The sequence below is a fragment of the Bradyrhizobium sp. CCBAU 11430 genome (assembly GCF_028128855.1).
Taxonomy (GTDB): Bacteria; Pseudomonadota; Alphaproteobacteria; order Rhizobiales; family Xanthobacteraceae; genus Bradyrhizobium; species Bradyrhizobium ottawaense.
The window spans coordinates 143,385-158,348 of sequence record NZ_LBJV01000006.1; the positions used below are offsets into that span (position 1 = coordinate 143,385).

General features: G+C 57.5%; 17 protein-coding genes and 1 pseudogene. 16 read left to right on the plus strand and 2 right to left on the minus strand.

Annotated features, from left to right (window positions below):
- The 5 genes from nifN to fdxB are packed head-to-tail and all read left to right on the plus strand — an operon-like array spanning position 1 to position 2,798.
- Positions 1-1,410 carry a nitrogenase iron-molybdenum cofactor biosynthesis protein NifN gene (gene nifN, locus XI04_RS04425; RefSeq protein ID WP_271596652.1) on the plus strand — a complete coding sequence of 470 codons (1,410 nt, stop codon included), beginning with the start codon at positions 1-3 and terminating at the stop codon, positions 1,408-1,410.
- Positions 1,407-1,802: a nitrogen fixation protein NifX gene (gene nifX, locus XI04_RS04430; RefSeq protein WP_271596651.1), complete on the plus strand. Its 396-nt coding sequence runs from the start codon at positions 1,407-1,409 to the stop codon at positions 1,800-1,802. Before nifN ends, nifX begins: the two co-directional genes overlap by 4 nt.
- A 6-nt stretch (positions 1,803-1,808) precedes the next feature.
- The gene (locus XI04_RS04435) at positions 1,809-2,273 is read left to right on the plus strand and encodes a NifX-associated nitrogen fixation protein (protein WP_271596650.1); all 465 of its coding nucleotides are present in this window, start codon (positions 1,809-1,811) and stop codon (positions 2,271-2,273) included.
- Between the two features lie 12 nt (positions 2,274-2,285).
- Positions 2,286-2,486, plus strand: coding sequence for a CCE_0567 family metalloprotein (locus tag XI04_RS04440; RefSeq protein ID WP_271596649.1), 201 nt, complete (start codon positions 2,286-2,288; stop codon positions 2,484-2,486).
- Positions 2,487-2,498: 12 nt separating this feature from the next.
- Complete coding sequence (gene fdxB / locus XI04_RS04445; protein ID WP_271596648.1) at positions 2,499-2,798, plus strand: ferredoxin III, nif-specific; 300 nt, start codon at positions 2,499-2,501, stop codon at positions 2,796-2,798.
- Between the two features lie 609 nt (positions 2,799-3,407).
- On the opposite strand, the pseudogene XI04_RS04450 reads toward fdxB, so the two are convergent.
- Positions 3,408-3,561: pseudogene (locus XI04_RS04450) on the minus strand (IS5/IS1182 family transposase); the annotation flags it as partial.
- A 310-nt stretch (positions 3,562-3,871) separates the two neighbouring features.
- Here XI04_RS04450 and XI04_RS04455 point away from each other — a divergent pair.
- Positions 3,872-4,747, plus strand: coding sequence for a host specificity protein (locus tag XI04_RS04455; RefSeq protein ID WP_271596647.1), 876 nt, complete (start codon positions 3,872-3,874; stop codon positions 4,745-4,747).
- Between the two features lie 1,390 nt (positions 4,748-6,137).
- Complete coding sequence (locus XI04_RS04460) at positions 6,138-6,533, plus strand: Rieske (2Fe-2S) protein (protein WP_172787738.1); 396 nt, start codon at positions 6,138-6,140, stop codon at positions 6,531-6,533.
- Between the two features lie 9 nt (positions 6,534-6,542).
- On the opposite strand, the gene XI04_RS04465 is transcribed toward XI04_RS04460, so the two are convergent.
- Positions 6,543-7,133 carry a hypothetical protein gene (locus XI04_RS04465; protein ID WP_271596646.1) on the minus strand — a complete coding sequence of 197 codons (591 nt, stop codon included), beginning with the start codon at positions 7,131-7,133 and terminating at the stop codon, positions 6,543-6,545.
- 252 nt (positions 7,134-7,385) lie between these two features.
- On the opposite strand from XI04_RS04465, the gene XI04_RS04470 reads away from it, so the two are divergent.
- From XI04_RS04470 to XI04_RS04515, 9 genes are all read left to right on the plus strand, one after another.
- Positions 7,386-7,706 (plus strand): HesB/IscA family protein, encoded by a 321-nt coding sequence (locus XI04_RS04470; protein ID WP_036031955.1) that lies wholly within the window; start codon positions 7,386-7,388, stop codon positions 7,704-7,706.
- 327 nt (positions 7,707-8,033) lie between these two features.
- Complete coding sequence (nifS, locus tag XI04_RS04475; RefSeq protein WP_271596645.1) at positions 8,034-9,206, plus strand: cysteine desulfurase NifS; 1,173 nt, start codon at positions 8,034-8,036, stop codon at positions 9,204-9,206.
- A 5-nt stretch (positions 9,207-9,211) separates the two neighbouring features.
- Positions 9,212-9,433, plus strand: a complete 222-nt coding sequence (nifT, locus tag XI04_RS04480) for a putative nitrogen fixation protein NifT (protein ID WP_172787735.1) — start codon at positions 9,212-9,214, stop codon at positions 9,431-9,433.
- A gap of 687 nt (positions 9,434-10,120) precedes the next feature.
- Positions 10,121-11,680 (plus strand): nitrogenase cofactor biosynthesis protein NifB, encoded by a 1,560-nt coding sequence (nifB, locus tag XI04_RS04485; RefSeq protein WP_271596644.1) that lies wholly within the window; start codon positions 10,121-10,123, stop codon positions 11,678-11,680.
- Between the two features lie 10 nt (positions 11,681-11,690).
- Complete coding sequence (locus XI04_RS04490) at positions 11,691-11,915, plus strand: 4Fe-4S binding protein (protein WP_271596643.1); 225 nt, start codon at positions 11,691-11,693, stop codon at positions 11,913-11,915.
- 321 nt (positions 11,916-12,236) lie between these two features.
- Positions 12,237-12,551, plus strand: a complete 315-nt coding sequence (locus XI04_RS04495; RefSeq protein ID WP_271596642.1) for a nitrogen fixation protein NifZ — start codon at positions 12,237-12,239, stop codon at positions 12,549-12,551.
- Entirely contained in the window at positions 12,548-12,787 is a 240-nt protein-coding gene (locus tag XI04_RS04500; protein ID WP_172787731.1) for a nitrogen fixation protein NifZ, read from the plus strand. Before XI04_RS04495 ends, XI04_RS04500 begins: the two co-directional genes overlap by 4 nt.
- 14 nt (positions 12,788-12,801) lie before the next feature.
- Complete coding sequence (locus XI04_RS04505) at positions 12,802-13,161, plus strand: DUF3024 domain-containing protein (protein WP_271596641.1); 360 nt, start codon at positions 12,802-12,804, stop codon at positions 13,159-13,161.
- A 1,296-nt stretch (positions 13,162-14,457) separates the two neighbouring features.
- On the plus strand, positions 14,458-14,805 hold the full coding sequence (locus XI04_RS04515) for a (2Fe-2S) ferredoxin domain-containing protein (protein ID WP_271596640.1): 348 nt from the start codon (positions 14,458-14,460) through the stop codon (positions 14,803-14,805).
- Positions 14,806-14,964 lie beyond the last annotated feature (159 nt).

Here is a 14,964-nt window from a genome sequence, read left to right on the forward strand (position 1 = left end):
ATGGCCATCGTCACGGCGCCAACAAAAGCCTGCGCTGTCAACCCGCTGAAGATGAGCCAGCCGATCGGCGGCGCATTCGCTTTCATGGGGCTGGGCGGGGCGATGCCGCTTCTGCACGGCTCCCAGGGGTGCACATCCTTCGGGCTCACGCTCTTTGTCCGGCATTTCAAAGAGGCTGTACCGCTGCAGACCACCGCGATGAGCGAGGTCACGACGGTACTTGGTGGTTATGAGAACCTCGAGCAGGCGGTACTAAACATCTACAAGCGAGCTAAGCCAAAGATCATCGGAATCTGCTCGACTGGTGTCACCGAAACCAACGGCGACGATGTGGATGCCTACCTCAAGCTGATCCGGAGCAAGCATCCGCAACTCGCAAAGTTGCCGCTCGTTTACGTCTCGACACCTGATTTCAAGGGTGCGTTCCAGGACGGCTGGGAGAAGGCTGTCGCGCGCATTGTGGAGGTGCTGGTGGATGGGCCAAATGCCAGTCGCCTGAGGGATCCATCGAGGGTGAATGTTCTGCCGGGATGTCACCTCACGCCCGGCGATCTTGATGAACTCCGTGTCATACTGGAGGATTTCGGGTTGTCACCGTCCTTCCTCCCTGACCTGGCGGGATCGCTCGATGGGCATATCCCCGATGAGTTTACGCCAACGACCATCGGTGGCATCGGCGTTGGCGAAATTGCGGATATGGGCCGCGCGGGCTGGACGATTGCAATCGGCGCGCAGATGCGGCGAGCTGCAGAGGTCATGCAGGCAAAGACCGGCGTGCCTTTTCGTGTCTTCGAACGGCTGTGCGGTCTCTGTCCGAATGATGAGTTCATGACGTTGTTGAGCGAGATCAGCGGGCGCCCGATACCCTTGAAATATCGACGCCAGCGCAGTCAGCTCGCAGATGCCATGCTGGATGCACACTTCCATATTGGCGGTCGCAAACTCGCAATCGGTGCTGAGCCAGACCTTCTGCTCGATTTGTCCGACATGCTGAGCGAAATGGGCGCGCAGGTGACCGTTGCCGTGACGACTACTCAGTCGGAGGTGATCGAGCGGATCCAGACCAAGGAGGTGATCATTGGCGATCTCGAAGATCTGGAAGACCTTGCCAAAGAGAGGTGTTGCGACCTGCTGATCACGCATTCGCATGGAAGGCAAGCGGCGGCGCGGCTGAAGGTGCCGTTCTATCGTGCAGGTTTTCCGATATTCGATCGACTTGGCGCGGGACACCAGCTGTCAGTAGGCTATCGTGGTACCCGTCATCTGATCTTCGAAATCGCTAATCTCGTGATCGCGCATCGCGATAAAAACGATCAGCCTACGCCAGATAGGTGGCGAACTGCGCGCGGACTGCCACTATGCCCAGGCTATCGCAGCTCCGCTGGCGCGACTGAGAGGTCGGTTGCATGAAAGTTGCGTTTGCCACTCAGGACCTGAGACGCGTCGATGCTCATTTTGGTTGGGCAAAGAATATCGCAATCTACGATGTCGCTCCCGGCGGGCACGTGTTTGTTGAAGCGATCGAGTTTGAGGGCGATCTTAAGGAAGACGGCAGCGATGATAAGTTGGCGCCAAAGATCGAGGCCGTCAAAGATTGCGCAATCCTTTACGTCGCTGCCATTGGTGGTGCAGCGGCTGCGCGAGTGGTCGCCAACAAAATTCATCCTATCAAGGTGAGTAAACCAGAAAACATTCTGGTGTTGCTAGAAAAACTCGAGCGGGTGCTGAAGGGCACACCACCCCCCTGGCTGCGCAAGGTCATGGCAAAGGACCAGCGGAGAACGTTCGACTTTGATGAATGAGGTGATATGACCACAAAAATAGAGCAGCAGGCCAGCCTTGTCGACGCGCCATTCCTCATCGATTTGGTCAAGATTTGGCGTGCTCAGGATACCAACGGAGCCTGGGAAGGGAAGAGCGATCGTGATCTGCTCGAACCCTATATCCTGAACATGGAAAAGCGGCGCGCATTGCCGATTATCGGTGATCCCGATCCAAAAACACTGTGGCGGCTTGAGCTGTTCTTCAATGCAGTTGCGCTGTCGGTAGAGAGGGAGACTGGCGTCATGATTCAGCCGATTCTGAAGCTGCATCATGAAGGCTTCGGGCGCATAGTGCTCATCGCAGGGCGGTTGGTCGCCGTAAACAAGCAGCTGCGCGACGTGCATCGCTTCGGATTCGACAGTTTCGTCAAGTTAGCGCAGGAGGGGGATAAATATGTCAGGGACGGAATCGACCTGATTCGGAAGTTCCCGGACGTGGCAAACTATTGAGGATACTCACTCATGGGCGATCGTGAAACACTGAAGGCCGAACTGAGGAAAGTGTCCGCCAAGGCGATACAGGCCAAGATGGATTTGCACGATCTTTCGGAAGAATTACCCATCAACTGGACCTCGATCATGGTGGTCGCTCAGAAAGCGTACGATTCTTACGCCGAACTTGATCGCACGAGCCGCGCCTTAAAAGCGCTGGAGAATACCTAGAGGGGGCAATGCATGTCGTTTCAAACACGAGACGGACGCGACTGGACGCCACAATACCTGGTCACGATCGATGCAAAGAAATGCATCGGTTGTGGCCGCTGTTTCAAGGTGTGCGGTCGAGATGTCATGACCTTGAAAGGAATCAACGAGGAAGGCGAATTTGTCGACCTCGACAATGACGAGGACGATGAGATCGAGAAGAAGATCATGGTCTTGGACGATCAGGGTGCCTGCATCGGATGCGGTGCGTGCGCCAGGGTTTGCCCGGCCGACTGCCAGACCCACGTTTCAGCTGCAGCCGAAGCTGCATGAGCGAAGGCGCTCTCCGGGGCCTTTAAGTGCAGCAGGCCCGGCTCGGATTAAAGGAGAGGATTTGCAGGAACAGCTGGGCCGCAACGATATCACGTCGTTGGTAGGTCTTCAGGTTACTCATCCCCGTCGAGAACGCGGGCGAAGTGTGAAGAACGAGAACGACGAGTGGAAGCGCGTCGACGGGCCTACGCGGTCGTCCGTGCTTTAATCGCAGTTACGGTGTCAACCCCGATAGTAAACGTGATCCACAACCGAGTTCATGGGTCTTTCGGCGGGTCGTCTCCACAGGGGCCGTCGCATGATCGCGTTCATGAGGTGTGCATCTCGACGTGGAGAGTGCGGCGCGTAAAGCCCGCAGGACGACTTCAAGATTGCCACGACCTTCGTCCCGGCAGGGACGCTTGTTCCGCCGAAGGCGCATCTGGCGTGGTTTAAGACTGCCTCATCCGGCCCTCACCTGTGGCCGGAACTCAGTGCCATCGGCGGTCAGGAAGAGACGCCAAACAGTTTTCAGCCAGGCGTGCAAGGTGCCCACCTGCCGCTGAGAGCCGCCTGTGGTTGTGTGGCCGATGCTGGCCGCTCGAAACAAGCTCGTGGAGCTGCGGCGCGACGGCTGTTCTCGCTGTACAGCGGCGGATGTCGATCCAGTCCCAATCGACCTTGGTGGTGAGCTGAACCGCGAGTGCTTCATATTGATGATCTGGTTCAGCCTCGCCCGGAACGGATTGCCCGGACCCGTCGTCCTGTGCTTCGTCGGCCGCATCGCCACCTCCGATGGGACGACGGAACTATGGCTGTCGATTCGACGGAATCCTGAAAATGAAATTCCAAGACTTCCATGCCTGGTGTACCAAACCGTGCATTCGCAGCAGTCCACAACGACGAGATGGGGTTCTAGCTCATTTGCTTAACCGTTCTTCACTCACGAGGAGTGAGCTTCCTCTCACAAAAGCCGGCGACAGATGCTCAACCTCGGCGCGTCAGCTCGTAGTCAGCTAGACATCTTACAATCCTCGGTAGGGCTCGAGCAACGCGAGCTCAGCACCAAACCGTACCGACAGGAGAGCGATCCGATGTATGGCCGAATTGTTGGCTCATCTAGCCAATCCACAAGCGCTGCCCAGGGTGATGAAGCACAGCATTCAGATGACGAGGGCTTTGCGGAAAGGCTTGCAGGCATGGCGCCCGATGCTGGCCCAAGTTCGTCTCAGGCAGCGACACGGCCGTACTTCGTAAGTTCCCAAGCTCCGATCGAAGAGATCGACATCGATCGGTTCGGGGAAGAAGTGAAGGCCTTCTATGGTGAGGACATCAAGTACATTGCCGAGCGTCCACTGGAGTACTCGGATTTCATATCCACGAAAGCTCAGCGCGCGGCAAACGTTGCTAGAACCTATGGCCACACCGACGAAGATACGGACCAGGCGCGATATTACGCCTATCGCTTGGGTGACAAAACTGTCGGGCTTCTGAGGACAGAAGGCAAACTTCGGGTAGGAGGAAGGCGATTCAGCGCCCAGTTCCCCGGTCGAAACGAGGTCACATCCCAAGTAGATCTTCGGGTTACTCATCCGCTCGTCGAGAACGCTGGCGATATCCTACTCGAACATCAGCTTCGGCAAGACGGCGAACAAGCATTGATTATGTCAAAACCTGCGCTCCCAGGCATCGAGTCCCGCCTGGCTCAGATGGGCTTTGTTCCTGTGAGTGATAAGAATCACTGGGTACTTGATCCTCGCCAGCATCCCGACAAGTGGACGCATAACGACGAAGGTAAATGGCAACGTGTAGGCAAACCTGAAGGATATCTTGCCGCCGAGAGTAGTGGTGCTCAGGCAAACATCAAGCGAGCTTCGAGTGAAGCAAGTGATGAGACAGAGTCGTCAGGCGACGACACGTCTTGGTACTTCGAGCGCCTAAATCTAGGTCCGGGGTCGGCTGCAGAATAGTCGCTGTGGACGAGGTCGGGCCTGAAAGCGGTGGCTACTTGAGCTCATCGAGGATGTTGCTGCAGAAATGGCTCGCCACTTCAACACGCGCCGGCGTCAGGCGGCGGGATCGCGCCCAGAGTGCTGCACCGACGCAGCGCGGGGCCGCTCGCCGCCAACGCGGCTTAGCCCTCAGCTGCCTGCCCTTGCGCTGCGCAGCCCGGTGCTCCACCACCGCGTTGGCTAGGGGGCGGTCTATCGACCATTCCTGCTTGAGCGGACATCTTGATGCCGATCGACGACATCGGCAATGCACCAAAGCAGAGCCCGTAAGAGGCGGCGGGCGCTCAAAAAGAGCCGGGAAGTGATCATAAAGCCGATCGAGGATAAGGTCTCTCTGCGGGACGGTCAAACCTAGCCGCGAGCCTGGTCAAGGATCGCGAAACCCTGCTGGCCTTCTACGACTTCCCTGCCGAGCATTGGGATCAACTGCGAAGCACGGATGAGATAGACTAGCGATTTCTTCATGGTGAGACGACGATTGCGGCGATCATTCGACTCCCCGTCCGCATCTGGCGCGGTATTGTTCGCAAAGACGTCGATTGCCGCTGCGGGCGGACGTCCGCGTCGGCTCCCAATAGACCTGGCGCGGATCCCTCCTGATGGCGGCTGGCACCGAGAGCGGTACCTTGTCCAAGATATTGGCGGTGTTGTGCAGCACCTAGCATCGCGGGTGTCGGGTCCGGGAAGCCTTCCAAAAGCCGAGCGCGCGGGCGCCGACGGCAATTTCCGGGCCCATCCGGCAACCCGCGCTTTGCTTGATGTCGATCAGGAGCTCGCGCCTGATGCAACAGGTTGTGTCATTCACTGCGTATCGCTTGCTCGAGAGGTTTTGGCAGGCTTAGGGGCCGCTTTTGCAGGGTAAAGTGGCTGCAACAGCAGCAGCGGGCCAGAAGACGGACATTTCGCCGTTCCATGCGCGGGCGCAAGGGCTAGCCTAAAGGGGGCGCATGTTCGCCGCGTGCGCCCCCCGTTGCGGGTTGGGAGCGAGCGTTCACCTTGTGGGAAGGCACTTGCGATGCCGCGATGGATACGCGATCGCAGGGCATTGCAACCGGCCTTCCGCAGCGTGGCGATTGGCGAGCAGCAAAGACCAGTTGTCAAGTTTAGCAGTCCTGCAAATGGTCCAGAAAGGTTGGAGCTATGCTGGGCAGCTAGGCATGGAAAGGGCAGCAAGGCTCAATGCTCCTGCGAATTGTTCTGAATTTTGCGCGCAAGCGAAAGAAATTGGTATGCTGCGACGGCGAAGCTTTCGATTGGATTGCCGAAAACACGTTCCGGCACTTGTACACTTCTTGCACGGTGATTGCACAACGACAATGAAAAGCGCCTTGCAACAACCGGGTGATGAATGCAGCCAAATCCCATCTATGCAATTTGCGGCTTTAACGACATTCCGAGCCGCCAAGCCATGGGATTCCATCTTATGGTCGTCGAAGATGACGGCAAGCACCGGCCGTGGTCCATCATCGTGGTGCGCTGGGGCAAAAAGGTGCTTGGCTATGTCAATAAATGCCCGCACAACAGCGTCAAATTGGACTGGGAACAGAACCAATTCCTCGATTCTTGCGGCACCCGATTGATGTGCGGCAAGCACGGTTCGACCTTCGAACTCGGCACCGGGCGGTGCGTCGAAGGTCCATGTGAGGGTAGAGCGCTCACGCCGATCGCGTTGGCAGTTCTGGAAGGCGATATCTGCATCGTTGGTGTGCATCTTGTCGAAGACGATGCATGGGCAAATAACTGAAGACTGCGCTTAGACCGGCCGGTTCTCGTTGCGGTTTTTCACCGCTTCCATCCTCTTTAGCCCGTCGTCATACGAGATCTCCTCACACGACAGATCGAGATCCTTCGTCGCATCGAGGAGGCAATCAAGCTTACCCCGCGGATCGAGCTTCTTGATATCATCCTTGTTCAGCCCGACCAGGTCCATCATCTCCTTCCAAACGGTGGATTCATCGCAGGGTAAGACGTGGAAGTTAATATCGCCGAACTTCACTCTGTACTTCGCCAGCAAATCGATGTTGTTGCAAAACATGAAGTAGCCGCCGGTTGGGCTTAAGGTGCCGTCAAGGACGGTCGCGACGTCAGCAAGATATGCAAAGGAATGTAGGTAGCCGACCAGCACCGGAATAGTGCGCTCTCCGTCCTGCGCGAACGTCAGAACCTGCTCGATCGAATAGTCTGGCGGTCGCTTCTCGTCCGCGACCTGAGTCTGGAACTTCAGTGCGACGTCGCCACGAAAGCCGAACCGGCCCGGCTTGGTGGTCGCACCTTTGAGTACGGCGTTAAGCAGGCGGCCCTCCTTCTCAAGTCTGCCAAGTGCGGTGTTCTCGATTGCAGTCATAAAATGCGTCCTTGATCTAAGCTCTTCACCGACCTGTTGGTCGGTGCCAGATCCGATGCAAATTGCCTGCCGCCGCAGCGTTGCGGCCCACCCTAAGAAGACAACGCGTCATCGGCTGGCACCGCCTAGAGTAGCCTTGTAGGAAATCCGACGCCTGTTCCAAAGCCAACGTGCGAAGGTGCGCATCATTAAGTGTCTGCGCGCTGGCACGTGGCTTGCTCTTAGCTACGTTCAAGCTGATGAGGGAAAGACGTGATCAACCTGACCGATAGCGCAGTGAATGCGATCAAGAGTGCGATATCATCGTCCACGCGCCCGTCCGGCGGTCTGCGCGTCATGATTGAAGCAGGCGGCTGCAGTGGCTTCAAATACAAGATGGGTCTGGCCGAGGAACCGAAGCCTGACGACACCGTGATCGAATGCGATGGGCTGAAGGTGTTCGTCGATAGCAAGAGCTGCGATCATCTAGTCGGTACGACCATCGATTTCGTCGTGGCGCTGGAGGGCTCTGGATTCACCTTTCACAACCCGAACGCCACCGCAAACTGCTCCTGCGGGAAATCGTTCTGTTGATGAAAAACATTGTTCAGGTGATGAGAAGAAAACATCGAAGCGCGCCGGCCGAGCCAAAACAACTGAGGCAATCGTCGTCCACTACGACAAAGCGGGAGCGTCGCATTCGCGACGCGCTCGAACTTTTCATGCCTCATTCTACAACTCCACGGTGGCGGCTGGCAGCTGATCGGCATCGATGGCAGTCTGTTTATGGCTAGGCTGGCCGGTGCCTGTACGTCGTGTAAGCGTTCGAGGGCGAGCGTGGGACGTACGCACGTGGCTCGTGGGTAAAATCCGCGGATTTGGTCAGCTAATCCTCGTTTCTGGTACTGATGGGGCAGTGGATTGAGCGAAGATCGAGCGCCGATTTACCTCGATAACAATGCAACGACACGGACTGATCCGTCCGTCGTGCAAGCGATGTTGCCGTTCTTCACTGAGAATTTCGGCAATGCCTCATCCAGGCATGCCTTCGGCAACGACGTCGCAGTTGCTGTGAGGCAGGCCCGGCGAAGCCTGAGGGACCTGTTAGGTAACACATACGATCATGAAATCGTCTTCACCTCGGGAGGGACCGAAGCCAATAATGCCGCCATCCTCTCTGCTCTGGCGACGCAGGAAGATCGAGACGAAATTGTCACTACTTCGGTTGAGCACTCCGCTGTACTTGCGCTAACTCAGCAATTGGCGACAAGGGGAGTCAAGACGCACATAGTACCCGTAGACGCTTGCGGCAGGCTCGATATCGAGGCGTTTCGCTGCGCGCTTGGGCCACGCACAGCCGTTGCCTCCGTGATGTGGGCCAATAACGAGACCGGAACGTTGTTTCCTGTGGAGTGTCTGGCAGGATTGACGCGTGAGGCGGGCGCGCTGTTTCACACAGATGCGGTCCAGGCAATTGGGAAGGTGCGTTTGAACCTAAAGGAAAGCGCGATCGACATGCTGTCGCTGTCCGCGCACAAACTGCACGGCCCCAAGGGGGTCGGCGCATTATATTTGCGCAAAGGGACTAAATTCCGGCCGCTAATCTGCGGCGGATCACAGGAACGAGGGCGCCGCGGCGGGACCGAGAATGTTCCCGCGATCGTCGGCCTGGGAAAGGCTGCCGGGCTTGCGGCGGAGCGGCTTGAACCCGAGCGCGTTCGCATTGGCGCTTTGCGCGACCGCCTTGAACGTGGAGTTTTGCGCAATGGGGAGTGCGTTGTGCTCGGTGACGTCAGCAATCGGTTGGCGAACACGGCCAATATTGCCTTCGACCACCTCGAAGGCGAAGCCATCGCCCACCATCTCGATCGGGCGGGCATAGCCGTGTCGCTCGGATCAGCCTGCAACTCCGGTTCAATGCAGCCATCGCATGTTCTGTGTGCTATGCAGGTGCCGACGTGGCGGATGCACGGCGCCGTGCGCTTTTCTCTGTCGCGTGAGACCTCGTTGGCGGAGGTCGATGAGGCCGTGTGCGCTGTGTCCGACGTTGTGGCTCGCATGCGAGCCATCTCCGGCGCCACTGTTAGGGAGTAGACCTCGTGAAGATCATGATCCGCCGGTCTCCGGAGGGCCTGTCCATCTACGTGCCAAAAAAGGATCTCGAAGAGAAAATCGTGGAATCCGAGTACGAGACTCTATGGGGCGGCTGGATCAAAGTGGCTAATGGCTGGGTGTTCGATTTGCCTGAGATGGCGAGCGACACCCGATTGCCGATCACAATCAATGTGAAAAAGCGGGACGAGACCGGGCACAATCCGTGAAGACACTGCCGCAGATCGACTTTGTCGTTGCGGCGGCCGCGTGGGGCGCTCTCGTGGTTTGAGGGCCCCGAGCATCGTTCCATATCGTCCTGGCCACGCTGAATGGCGGAGACCCGTTCTGCCGACCACGCCAGACCGAATGCTCGGCTTCTTCGCCAGCAAGTTTGCGCCGCCGCGGGAAGTTAGGGGCAATACGGTCAGCGGCGACCCAGCATATCGAAATTAGCAAACATAGCGCCGTCGCAACGGAATTGACGACGCAGACAATCGCTCGCTCAGTTGAGCCGAGGCGGTTACACTCCATCCTGCGCCCCGTCGTTGGGCGTCCAGCAGGATCCGTGGTAGCCACTACTGGCCTTGTCGAGCCCGGATCCCCCCGCGTGTAACGGGCTTGCGAGAGCCGCAACGCGGCAAACGCGTTAGATGGAGCGGCGTTCGGGGGAGCTTAGCGCGAGAATGAATGCGCAAGGCATAGCGCTCTGGGTGAGAATAGCGACGTATCTGTCGTTTTGCTAACAAGCTCATCATGGCTGTTGTTGCATGCGCCAGTGCTAACGTAGCACTAACTCGATGGCCTGCTGCTGCGATTGCATCATTCTGGCCATGGCATGCAAGTTGCTACCCAGCTTTATGAGGCTCGCTCACGGATGGTCCTGGGAGAGCGACGATGTCTCCAGGGAAAAGCGAATGAACGCGGTCGTCGGACGCGGAACATATGTCAAAGCTGCAGTAAATCACGGCAAGATTATGCAGCCCACCACCGATCATAAGGGCTGCTGCGCTTCGGCCAAGACCGGGCAGGCGAGCTGCGGCTCGAAGGCCGGCCAAGGCGATCTGCCAACCGAAATCTGGGAAAAGGTTAAAGACCATCCCTGCTATAGCGTAGACGCGCACCATCATTACGCTCGCATGCATGTCGCGGTCGCGCCTGCCTGCAACATCCAGTGCAATTACTGCAACCGAAAATACGACTGCGCCAATGAATCGCGTCCGGGCGTGGTGAGCGAGAAGCTCACCCCTGAGCAGGCGGTCAGAAAAGTGCTCGCGGTCGCGACCACCATCCCTCAGATGACAGTGCTTGGCATCGCTGGACCGGGCGATGCTCTGGCCAATCCAGCAAAGACGTTCGAAACGTTCGAGCTGGTGTCAAAGGCGGCTCCCGACATCAAGCTTTGTCTGTCAACCAACGGACTCGCACTGCCGGACTATGTTGATACCATCGTCAGGTCCAAGGTCGACCACGTCACCATCACCATAAACATGGTTGATCCCGAAATTGGAGCCAAGATTTACCCGTGGATCTTCTTCAACCACAAGCGATACACGGGCATTGAGGCGGCAAAGATACTCACTGATCGCCAGCTGCAAGGCCTCGAGATGCTTAGCGAACGGGGTATTTTGTGCAAGATAAACTCGGTGATGATTCCCAACATCAATGATGACCACTTGGTCGAGGTCAACAAGGCGGTCACGTCGCGCGGTGCCTTCCTTCACAATATCATGCCGCTGATCTCCGCACCCGAGCATGGCACAGCATTTGGCCTCAGCGGTCAGCGCGGCCCGACCGCGCAAGAACTGAAAGCGCTGCAAGATGCTTGTGAAGGGCGGATAAACATGATGCGGCATTGTCGCCAGTGCCGCGCCGACGCGGTTGGTCTACTCGGGGACGATCGAGGCCCAGAGTTCACCACTGATCAGGTGATGAAAATGGACGTCCAGTATGACTTAGGGATGCGCAAGGCTTATCAGCAAAGAGTAGAGAATGAGCGCGTCGCCAAAGCCGAGGCGTGCCAAAAGGAGCTTGAGAAGTTTTCCGGAGAGATCAGCGCGATCACTCTTCTGGTGGCGGTTGCAACCAAGGGCTCTGGGTTGATCAACGAGCACTTTGGGCACGCAAAAGAATTCCAAATGTACGAGCTCTCTACATCAGGCGCCAAATTCGTTGGCCGACGCCGTGTGGAGGTTTACTGCCAGGGCGGTTATGGCGAGGAAGATAGACTTTCCACCATCGTGCGCGGCATCCGTGACTGCCATGCGGTTTTCGTGGCCAAGATTGGCGGCGGCCCGAAAAGCAATTTGATCAAGGCGGGCATCGAGCCGGTCGATCAATTCGCCTATGAGTTCATTGAGAAGTCGGCGATCACTTGGTTTAGGTCATATCTCGACAAGGTGAGGCGTGGGGAAGTCCAGCATGTAGAGCGCGGCGACGCCGCGATTCCGCAAGGAGCTCGGATCTCTGCGGCGTAAGGGGGAATATGTGCCGTTCAAAATCATCGCCTCGCAGTGCACGGGCTGCTCAGCCTGCGAACCCTTATGCCCGAACGTTGCTATATCGGAGAAGGAGGGGAACTTTGTCATTGAAGCGGCGAAATGCACCGAATGCGTTGGCCATTTTGACGAGCCGCAATGTGCAGCCGCCTGTCCGGTCGACAATACCTGCGTGGTTGACAGGTCCTTGCCTCGCTATCAAGCGCCAGAGTAAAGCGTGAGGTCTCATGAGCGGCAAGGTAAGACCTGGTGCTGAATCCGTCGCCCTCGTCGCAGGCGCCGGGTTCGCGCCCTTCGGGACGGCAACCGCTCTGCATTGTCCTGCGGTGGTGCTGCTGGGTCGGCAGCACGGCCTGGCGGCATCTCAGCGGTGCGAGGGCGCTTCGTGGTACGAGAGCGCCCTCCGAGGCAGCCCTCCCATCGTCGATGCGATTGACGATCCGGCGGGTGGGCACGAAATGATGCAGAGTGTTGCCCGCGTAGGCTAGGCGGCTTCTCTGCATCTGAAGAGGGAGCGGCGCATGAGGAGGGGTATATGAGCAGCATTGTTCGTGACAGCGACATCGTCGAGCTCAGCGACCCACCCGTCTTCAGCTTTGGCCAAAAGCTCCGAGCCAATCGCACCATCCGAAACGATGGCACCTATCCCGGCAAGGAGATTGGTGACGTCTTAGTCAAGAAGGGGGAGGTGGGTTACGTCGTCTCGATCGGCACTTTCTTGCAGCAATTCTACATCTACGGTGTGGCATTTCTGGACAGCGGCCACCGGGTTGGCATGAAACGCAAGGAACTAGAGCCGGTGGAAACCTGCGAGGAGATCGATGATCTGCCGTTGCCGGAGGAGTCATGACTCAGCAAGCCGTTCCGAAATATCGACGGGGCCAGCGAGTCAAAGCCGCAGTCGACCTCACCAACGATAGCTCATTTCCGAACGCGGAGCCCGAGGGAGTGTTGCTCACCGCCGGAGCGACCGGCGAAATCATCAAGGTCGCTATCCACACCGAAGCGAACGTGCCGGTCTATATTGTCGATTTTGGTGAGGCGCTACTGATCGGCTGTCTTGAAGAAGAAATAGCAGTGCTTTGAAGGAGGCTTTCGCCATGAATGCCGCGCTGATGAGGAAAGCAAAGACGGGGTTGCTGCCTCACCCAAACGAGCTCGATCGCAAACGAATTGAGCGCGGCTTGAGCGCGCGCAAGCGCTATCTTTACGTCTCGCCGAAAGTGGGGCCGGTGAGAGGGGGCTACCTCGTCGAGAGCCCTTGTTGCTCGCGCAACATCGACACGGATGGCGCTCTCATCGATGTCGCCCTAATTCTTTATGATACCGTGAGCGGGATCTGGAAGCTTTTTCGCAAGAATCATGCCCAGGGAGTCTGGGAATTTTACAGCCTTTACCTCCGTTTGCCTTCTGCAATCGACGAATTGAACGCGGATCCTGAGCGCCTGTTCTGGCAATAAGGGGCCAGCCTTTTAGTTGAAAAGAAGCCACGATGGCGCGCACTGCGAAAGAATTGATCGAAATCGAACGACCAGCTTGCTGCGGATGGCGCTGGCTTGAGCCCGGTGCCAGTTGCCGCAGATTTATTGGGCCGCTGCGATGCGTCAGACGATCAAATCAGCCGTTCCGACAATTTCATCGTCTCGATCTTCATATGCTCGATCGATCGGATCGCAGATTACGGCCGACCCAAAGCGACCGACTAGCGTCCCGTTGGCGCGAAAGGAACGTTGTGCGGTGAGCACTGAATTTGCGGAGTGTCAGCTGGATGAGCGCACACCTGTTATCGCAAGATGAGCAGGCGGGATACGTGCTTTATACATCGTGACCCGCGCTGGAATGCCACCGGCGGCATGTACTCGTTCAGGAAAGGGGGAAGAAAAATGTTCCAGGCGAGGGCGGAGAAGGCCTGCTCAATCATAACCAGTATCGGCGTCAAAGGCTCGCCTTGAGGCCTGCGCCGAGTGCCCCAGGGCAAGCACGCTATCATCGAGATCGTTGGTCTCTTCGGCCCGTGATCGTGAGTGTTACCAAATAGGGATCGTATGAACTCGCAAGAAATCGTCATCCACGTCCGCTTCGCCCCGAACGGGAGGGTGATACAAATCAGCGAGCGTCCGGCCAGGCTTACGCCCGACCAATGGTTTGATGTCCTCAACACCCGGGCCAGCTCGGCTTATCGGCCGCTCACTCGTGGCCGCGGGGTTTTTCGGCTGAGTCGGACTGCGGTCGATGTCTTCAGGCAGGAAACTGCGAGGCCGAGATGAGCGAACAGCAAACCGGCGGGACCTGATGAGCGAATAGGTCAGAGGGTTTGGGCGTCTTTCCGGCCGATGCCATTGACCTGAAAGAAGCCGTGGGGCTGTTAGCCGGTTGGGGACCGCTGATAGAAGCGAGAAGACAACGACAGATCGCTTACTTCGGCAATACTTGCGAGGCGCGCTGCCCAAAGCAAAGGATCGTTGCAGAAGTGAACGTTGCACACTGATGTGATACTTAGTTGACTTGGATCGAGAATAAGCGACGGGTGGATAAACAGATCGACATGACAGGAGCGAGCTTGAAATTGATCAATAGGCGGCGCCGGTACGCGCAGGTCCTATCGAGCTTCTTTGGCGACGACAACCACTATGGCGCCGGCTCATCGCGCCTGTTCCGCAAGCGCGACTGGGAATTATGGTGCGTTCAATCGTAAGAGACTACTGGGCATTACGTGCTCGCACCCCGTTTCTTCAGCATCAACAGAGGATAGGCGCATGAACTCAGAAGAAGAAATGGAGCTTCCGCAGCTGTATCGGCATCATGTCTTTGCCTGCAACACGCAGCGTCCATCAGGACATCCGCATGGCAGTTGCGGCGCCTCAGGCGCGCAAACCCTGTGGGATCGAATGGGCAAGGCGATCGAAGCGCAAGGCCTCAACGATATCGGTTTCACGATGGCGGGCTGCCTTGGGTTTTGTAACTCTGGTCCCTTGCTGGTAGTCTATCCCGGCGGAATCTGGTACCGCGTGACCACGCCTGAGGACGTTGACGAGATCGTCAAATCCCATCTCAAGCAGGGCAAACGTGTCGACCGCCTTGTGATGGTGCTCAAGCGAAGTTAGAGGCGTCCTGGCGACCACTTGACCGGACCCGCAAGCATGGACGGCGTGCTCGTCCAGGAGCTGCTCGGCCGCTCGGAGCTCGGATCGTCTGAGGTTGACCGTCCAACCCGAGGTCATTGACATGTGCGCGGCGCATCCCCTCTTCTGAGGCCAAATAGG